Source organism: Peribacillus sp. NPDC096540, assembly GCF_050278525.1.
Lineage (GTDB): Bacteria > Bacillota > Bacilli > Bacillales > DSM-1321 > Peribacillus.
The window spans coordinates 1-6,886 of record NZ_JBNNTG010000080.1 but is presented as its reverse complement, the minus strand read 5'-3'; the positions used below and the strand labels follow the sequence as shown (position 1 = coordinate 6,886).

Annotated in this window: 4 protein-coding genes and 1 pseudogene; 2 read left to right on the top strand and 3 right to left on the bottom strand. The window is 39.7% G+C overall.

The genetic code is table 11. The features are described from left to right. A pseudogene (locus ACQKMR_RS27920) lies at positions 1 to 208 on the top strand (transposase); the annotation flags it as partial. 154 nt (positions 209 to 362) lie between these two features. Here the strand turns inward: ACQKMR_RS27920 and parC are convergent. From parC to ACQKMR_RS27905, 3 genes are all read right to left on the bottom strand, one after another. Then, positions 363 to 2,807 (bottom strand): DNA topoisomerase IV subunit A, encoded by a 2,445-nt coding sequence (gene parC / locus ACQKMR_RS27915; RefSeq protein ID WP_427700173.1) that lies wholly within the window; start codon positions 2,805 to 2,807, stop codon positions 363 to 365. Continuing rightward, positions 2,797 to 4,782, bottom strand: coding sequence for a DNA topoisomerase IV subunit B (gene parE / locus ACQKMR_RS27910; protein ID WP_427700172.1), 1,986 nt, complete (start codon positions 4,780 to 4,782; stop codon positions 2,797 to 2,799). The genes parC and parE overlap by 11 nt, the downstream gene beginning before the upstream one ends. 406 nt (positions 4,783 to 5,188) lie before the next feature. After that, positions 5,189 to 5,599 (bottom strand): CoA-binding protein, encoded by a 411-nt coding sequence (locus ACQKMR_RS27905; RefSeq protein ID WP_427700171.1) that lies wholly within the window; start codon positions 5,597 to 5,599, stop codon positions 5,189 to 5,191. Between the two features lie 497 nt (positions 5,600 to 6,096). Here ACQKMR_RS27905 and plsY point away from each other — a divergent pair, with 497 nt between their 5' ends. Beyond that, positions 6,097 to 6,684: a glycerol-3-phosphate 1-O-acyltransferase PlsY gene (gene plsY / locus ACQKMR_RS27900; protein ID WP_427700170.1), complete on the top strand. Its 588-nt coding sequence runs from the start codon at positions 6,097 to 6,099 to the stop codon at positions 6,682 to 6,684. Positions 6,685 to 6,886: the final 202 nt, after the last annotated feature.

Here is a 6,886-nt window from a genome sequence, read left to right as displayed (position 1 = left end):
GCGTCATCACAAGGATGTAAAACCTATATATGCGAAACGTAAAGAAACAATAGAGCGCGTATTCGCAGATGCAAAAGAAAAGCATGGTATGCGTTAGACCACTTTAAGGGGACTTAAAAAAATGTCGATGCAGGCGATGCTTACTTTCGCTGCCATGAATATAAAGAGGATGGCCAATTGGACATGGCAAGGTCCAAGAATGGCTTAATATAGTGGGCTCGTAGAGGCCCAATCTCTTAATCTTGAGCAAAATTCAAAGGGAATTTCAAAAGGGGGCCGGAATTAAAACATTCCGAACCCCTTTTGTCTACAAACTGAAGGATGCTGATTATTGTCAGCATCCTTTTTTATAAAAGAATTGTTTACGACTCTAGAGCAGATTCATCTTCTAAAGATATCTTCCACATTTCTTTCGCTTTTCCACTTGAAGTTTCATCAAAAACAAAAGATCCATTCGTGTAACGATCATGATTTTTTAATGAAGCAGCATGGATTGTTTCAATTATGCCCTTTTCAGAAAGAATGAAAAGACTGTCTGTTTTATTGACGGTTTCAAATCCAATGACCCGGTGTGGATTCGATTTCAATTCTCTTAAGACCACGACGCCGCGTTTTGCACGCCCTGTTTTTTCAAACTCGGTTAATTTCATTTTCTTGATGGCTCCGCGCTGGGTAACAATCAGGATTGATTCTTTACTATCCTTGGCTAAAACCTTGCCGCCAATAACATAGTCATCTTCTTTCAAATTAATCCCTTTAACCCCTGCTGCTCGGACTCCAACAACACTTACTTCTTCTTCATCAAACCATAATCCGTAGCCGTTATGAGTGACTAGGAACAGTTCTGCCTGACCATCTGTATGATGGACATCAACCAATTCATCATCGCCCTTTAAATTGACACCAACTAGCGGTTTCGAATGCCGCTGTGCTTTATAGGAAGCTAGTTCAGTCTTTTTCACCATACCGTTTTTCGTGACGAACACTAAGAATTGCGGCAGGGTAAAGTCTTTGATAGGAATCGCTTTTATGATTTGTTCTTCTCGGTCAATTGGAATGATGTTCGCGATATGCTGGCCGGTTTCCTTCCAGCGGATATCAGGAAGCTGATGAACTGGGCAATAAAGGTAATTGCCTTTGGAAGTGAATAGTAACAGAACGTCTGTTGTATTCATTTCCAGCCGCTGTAGCATTCGATCGGAATCTTTCATGCCAAAATCAAGCCCGCCTGATGCTGAATACGATCGTAAGGATGTCCGTTTAACATAGCCTTCTTTTGTCACTGTCACCATCACGTCTTCACTCGCGATCAAGACTTCAAGATTGATTTTGATTTCTTCGATCTCTTTCTCAATTTTAGAGCGCCGTCCGTCATCAAACCCTTTTTTAATGAATCGTAATTCTTTTTTAATTACCTGGAGAAGTACCTTTTCACTGCCTAGGATCTTGGTCAATTCCTCAATTTTGCTGTTCAACTCCGCTGCCTCTTCTTCAAGAGCCGTAATATCTGTGTTTGTTAAACGGTATAATTGTAAGGATACAATTGCTTCGGCCTGTGCTTCTGTAAAAGAAAATTTAGCGATAAGGTTATCTTTAGCATTACGTTTGTCTTTAGACGCACGGATTACAGCGATGACTTCATCTAAAATGGACAGTGCTTTCATTAAACCATCGACAATATGTGCCCGGTCATGTGCTTTTTGCAATTCATAACGGGAACGGTTCACAATTACTTCTTTACGATGATTGATATACGCATCGAGCATTTTTGGAAGACTCATTAAAGTTGGCCGTTTTTTATAAATTGCGACCATATTAAAATTGTATGCAATTTGAAGATCTGAATTTTTGTATAGATAATGCAGGACACCATTTGCATCCGCTTCTTTTTTCAGTTCTATTACAATACGTAGACCTGTACGGTCGGTTTCATCACGTACTTCTGCGATGCCTTCTACTTTCCGATCAAGACGGAATTCATCCATTTTCTTAACAAGGTTCGCTTTATTGACTTCATAAGGGATTTCCGTGATGACGATTTGCTGTTTACCGCCACGGATCGTTTCCACATCAGCCAAGCCACGAATTATGATTTTCCCTTTACCTGTTTCATAAGCTTTACGAATCCCTTCAATTCCTTGAATGATACCACCTGTAGGGAAATCCGGTCCTTTAATGACCGTCATTAATTCTGCTACTGTTGCTTCTGGATTATCAATCCGCATTATAGCAGCATCAATGACCTCACCTAATTGATGTGGAGGGATTTCCGTTGCATATCCTGCAGAAATTCCTGTCGAGCCGTTAACAAGTAAATTAGGGAACATCGCAGGTAATACGATAGGTTCTTCTGAGGTATCATCAAAGTTCGGGACAAAATCAACAGTTCGTTTTTCAATATCACGTAACATCTCGGATGCAATTGATGAAAGTCTTGCTTCTGTATACCGCATTGCAGCAGGCGGATCGCCATCAATACTACCGTTGTTTCCGTGCATTTGGACCATGACTTTACGCAACTTCCAGTCCTGGCTCATCCGTACCATTGCCTCGTAAACCGAAGAATCTCCATGAGGGTGATAGTTACCAATTACGTTTCCGACTGTTTTTGCAGATTTTCTAAATCCTTTTTCCTGTGTATTTCCTTCTACATACATCGCATATAATATCCTGCGCTGTACCGGTTTTAACCCATCCCTTGCATCTGGAAGTGCTCGATCCTGGATAATATATTTACTATAACGCCCGAAACGGTCTCCAATAACCTCTTCAAGCGGCAAATCACGAAACGTTTCCTCAAATACCATCGTTATTGACCTCCTCTTCAATCGACATATTTTCATTATCTAAAATATTCGATTCTTCTTCGAGACCAAAAGCGACATTGGTTTCTATCCATTTACGGCGTGGTTCCACTTTGTCTCCCATTAACGTTGTCACACGTCTTTCTGCACGCGCACCGTCATCTATTTTCACGCGTATTAATGTTCTGGTTTCCGGGTTCATTGTCGTATCCCATAATTGATCGGCATTCATCTCTCCCAGCCCTTTATAACGTTGAATCATATAGCCTTTCCCTACCTTGTTTATCGCTCCCTGAAGTTCATCATCACTCCATGCATATTCAATGACTTCTTTCTTCCCGGACCCTTTACTCACTTTATATAAAGGCGGCAAGGCTATGAATACCTTACCTGCTTCAATTAACGGCTTCATATAGCGATAAAAGAATGTCAGAAGAAGTACTTGGATATGGGCGCCATCCGTATCGGCATCAGTCATGATAATCACTTTATCATAATTAGTGTCCGAGGTATTAAACTCCGCTCCGACTCCTGCACCGATAGCATGGATAATCGTATTGATTTCTTCGTTTTTAAAAATATCCGCTAGTTTTGCCTTTTCTGTATTGATAACTTTACCCCGTAATGGCAGTACCGCTTGAAAACGGCGATCGCGTCCTTGTTTTGCGGATCCTCCTGCAGAGTCCCCTTCCACAAGATACAATTCATTCCGCTCAGGATTTTTAGATTGAGCTGGTGTCAACTTACCAGAAAGGATGCCATCCGATTTTTTCCGTTTCTTACCACTTCTTGCATCTTCACGAGCTTTACGAGCAGCTTCACGGGCCTGGAATGCTTTAATTGATTTTTTCACCAACAATGTACTAGTAGTCGGATCTTCTTCAAAAAAGTAAGCTAAGTGCTCCGACACGATTGAATCAACGGCCGAACGGGCTTCACTTGTTCCAAGTTTGCTTTTGGTTTGTCCTTCAAATTGCAGAAGTTCTTCAGGGATACGCACAGAAATAATTGAAGATAAGCCTTCTCGTATATCGGTACCTTCGAGGTTTTTATCTTTTTCCTTTAGCAGACCCATTTTTCTAGCATAATCATTAAATGCCCTTGTCATAGCTGTTTTTGCGCCAATCTCATGGGTGCCGCCGTCTTTTGTACGAACATTATTTACAAAGCTAAGAATATTTTCTGAATACCCATCATTAAATTGGAAAGCAAGGTCGACTTCTATCCCATTCTGGTCTCCCTCTAAGCTGATAACACTATGAAGGGTTTCCTTTTCTTCATTTAGGTAGGCTACAAAGGCTTCAATTCCGTTTTCATAATGAAAAGTTTCATGCTGGTCATAACGTTCATCAGTCAATTCTATTTTCATGCCTTTTAAAAGAAAGGCAGATTCGCGTAGTCGTTCAGAGAGGATATCATAATTAAAAGTCGTAACCGAAAATATTTTCGGATCTGGCTTGAAATGGATTTTCGTACCAACTTGGTTGGTCTTACCGATTTTCTCCAGGGTCGTTTCAGGTTTTCCACCTTTGAAAAACCGTTGTTCATAAACAAATCCGTCCCTTTTAATCGACACGACTAGCCATTCAGACAACGCGTTAACGACCGAGGCACCTACACCATGAAGGCCACCGCTCGTTTTATATCCGCCTTGTCCAAATTTACCGCCTGCATGAAGAATCGTCAAAATGACTTCAGGTGTTGGTTTTCCCAATTTATGCATACCAGTGGGCATCCCACGCCCTTTATCTGTCACACTTATACTGTTATCTTTATGTATTTTCACACTAATCTGGTCTCCATATCCAGCCAAAGCCTCATCTACGGAGTTATCTACAATCTCGTACACTAAATGATGAAGTCCACGTGCATCAGTACTGCCGATATACATACCGGGACGTTTTCTGACCGCTTCGAGGCCTTCCAGTACCTGAATTGCATCATCATTGTACTCGATTGTTTTTACTTTCTTTGCCACAGAAATTCCCCTTTCCTTACTAAACACAATTTCCGGGCCAAATCATACTGCAATGAAATGACTCTCTAGCTCTTACAAAATAATTGATACCTTGATAATCATACAAAAAGTATAATACTTTCACGAACAAAGAACAAGTGTTCTATTTTTTTAGTCCCTTTTATTAACGTTAGCACCATTGGTTAGAACTTATTAGTTTTGTAAACGTATCTTAGCTACCGTTCTAATTGTAGCGGTAATTTTTCATTTGGCAAATACACTTTTACTATTTCACTTAAATTATTCTTTAAAATGATCGATATGCCCCCACGTTCTCCAATTCCAGCCATTGCTAGGTATTATTGGATTTCTTCGAATGAAACTTTAGATACCTTTAAAAAAGAGCGGAAGATCCGCTCTTTCCAGTTTACTTCGTAAGGGCGTGTTCAACTTTTATACATCGATCCATGATGACAGTATAACCTTTTTCTTTTAGATAATCATAAGCTTCCTCATTTTCAACCCCAAGCTGCGCCCAAAAAATATCAGCATCGATTTCTGCGAATTCTTTGGCAATCTCCGGAAGGAATTCAGAACGGCGAAAAACATTGACGATATCGACATGTCCTTCAATATCTTTAAGTGCTTTTACGGCCTTAACGCCCAGCACTTCCGATACAGCTGGATTTACAGGGATGATTTCATACCCGTTATCCTGCATTGCTTTTGATACCATATAAGAAGTACGCTCGGGGTTATTTGATAATCCCACAACAGCAATGCGCTTCGATTTTTTTAATATCTGACCCATTTCTTCTCTGCTTGGATTTTCTATCATTTTTATCAATCCCCTTTATAATAAAATGTATTCATACGCATAAAGTATTCCTCAACAAAGATATTTTACAGAGAAAAGCTGATTATTACCATTATTAAGAAAAACTATTATACAAGAAATAACTGGATTCGAAAAGGTAAGTATCTCTTAACTTTCTTTATTTTCATACAGACTACCACGGATTGTATCAATTTATACACTATAGGTAACCCGCATATCTTATATTTACGAAAAAACGAATTCATAAACCTCTTCAACCTATATGGACATAAACGTATATCAAATGATGCATGTTCATCAAGGAAAAATCTTTTTTTAGAGGATTTTTTTTGGACAGCCATACCATTTTGTCACGAAAATGTTACAATAAGAGGAGCTTATCATGTATTTAAAGGTTGTTTTAGCTGTTCCTCCGCGTCCAATATCGATAAAAGGAACTTTCAGCCTGTTAACCGTGATAAAATAAGAAGATTTTTCTTTAAAGAAAGGGTCATAGAATGCTTACATTTTTCACTTTACTGTCTGCCTACTTGATAGGGTCGATTCCATCCGGTTTAATAATCGGTAAAACCTTTTACAAAATCGATATTCGGGAGCATGGCAGTAAAAATCTAGGCGGGACAAATACCTTCCGGACACTTGGTGTCAAGGCAGGGCTAACCGTTACTATCATGGATATACTTAAAGGGACTCTAGCAACTTTTCTTCCGTTAATGCTTGGAGTGGAAATGAATCTATTGCTAGCCGGAGTTTTTGCAGTAATTGGTCATATGTTCCCTATTTTTGCAAACTTTCGAGGTGGAAAAGCAGTCGCAACATCGGCTGGTGTTATCCTTGCATATGAACCAGTATTTTTTCTTATTGTCCTTATCATATTCTTTATATCCTTATACATATCCAAATATGTTTCACTATCTTCCATGATTGCTTGTCTACTAGCTCTCATTTACAGCTTAGTGTTTCATACCGATGATTGGGCTCTAATTATTGTTATTGGCATTTTAACGATTTTCATTTTTTACCGCCATCGTGCGAACATCAAACGAATTATCGATAAAACTGAACCAAAAGTGAAATGGCTGTAAGAGGAGGCCATTGCCTTTTTTAAACAAAAATAAAAGCCCGTCTTTACGGGCTTCAGACTGTAGACAAACTCGATGAAAATCGAGTTTGTCTACAGTTTTTTTGAGAGTTTAAAAATTCGAACGTTGATTTCCACTCCAGGCACTCGCTTTCCGCGGGCGGTCCGGGAGCCTCCTCGGCGCCTTTGCGCCTGTGGGGTCTCCC